The sequence below is a fragment of the Oleiphilus sp. HI0061 genome (assembly GCF_001635675.1).
On the sequence record NZ_LWFE01001576.1, the window covers coordinates 1 to 943 of the forward strand.

At 43.2% G+C, this 943-nt stretch carries 1 protein-coding gene; it reads right to left on the reverse strand.

Annotation, left to right across the window (positions count from 1 at the left end; genetic code table 11):
• Positions 1-871: hypothetical protein (locus A3735_RS24570; protein ID WP_156499895.1), on the reverse strand; the 871-nt coding region annotated here is incomplete at its 3' end.
• Positions 872-943 lie beyond the last annotated feature (72 nt).

Here is a 943-nt window from a genome sequence, read left to right on the forward strand (position 1 = left end):
CAGAAGCTGCTAGCTGGAAGGGGCTGGCTTCCTCTTCATCATTGATTTGATATTGGACAGAAAAAGATTCACCAATCAAGTCAAGATCGAGAAACTCTCCGACGTTTTCATTATTGTCACCGCAAACAGGATATAGCTCGCATATTTGATCAGTTGCTTTAAATTGAAGGACGATCTTAGAGCCTGCGTTAACGAACTCGGAGCCTGTCACAGGATCTTGATTTTCGCTTACAACCCTAAATTCAAGTGTTGAGAAATCAAAGATTGTGAAAGGTAGTTCAAATCCGAATTGCTGTTCATCGACCTCTACTGCTTTTGTCTCAGGGTTAACCTGAGCTTCTGTTGTGAGCTGTACATATGCAGAATACGAACCCGCTTTTGATCCATCGATTTTTAGTTCTAAGAAACGCGCACTTCCACTATCGAACAGACGAGAGGAAATAGTCGCATTATGCGTATCAGGTGCTACGTTGATGCTGGAAGCGACCTCTATTTCAACCGACATATCCCCAACCAATATACATTGGGAGTCATGAGGCGCACAGCTTAGCTTTTCATCATCACCTGTCTGAACTTCCTCTATTGGGATTGTCAGAACTAGACTTTGATCTATAGGCATTAGTAAAGCGTCTTCGAATTGCACAGAAACCGAACGCAATCCATCATAACCATTATCGACAATCTCATTGGGAGTTGATGGGTCAGGGTCATCATTATCGAGCATTCCGTCACCGTCAGAATCTACACCACCAGCCGCTCCAACCAACGCTAAATTTTGCAAATAAGAATTGTATTCACCGAAATCAGAGTCTTCGCCAACAAGCAGTTCAAACTCTTGCTCTAACAGTTGGCCCAATTCACTAACGTTCACCGTGGTATCTGGGATAAATGCGGAAGACGGCTCTCTCGTTGCAAAATACGTAAGACTATTTATCGAAGACAA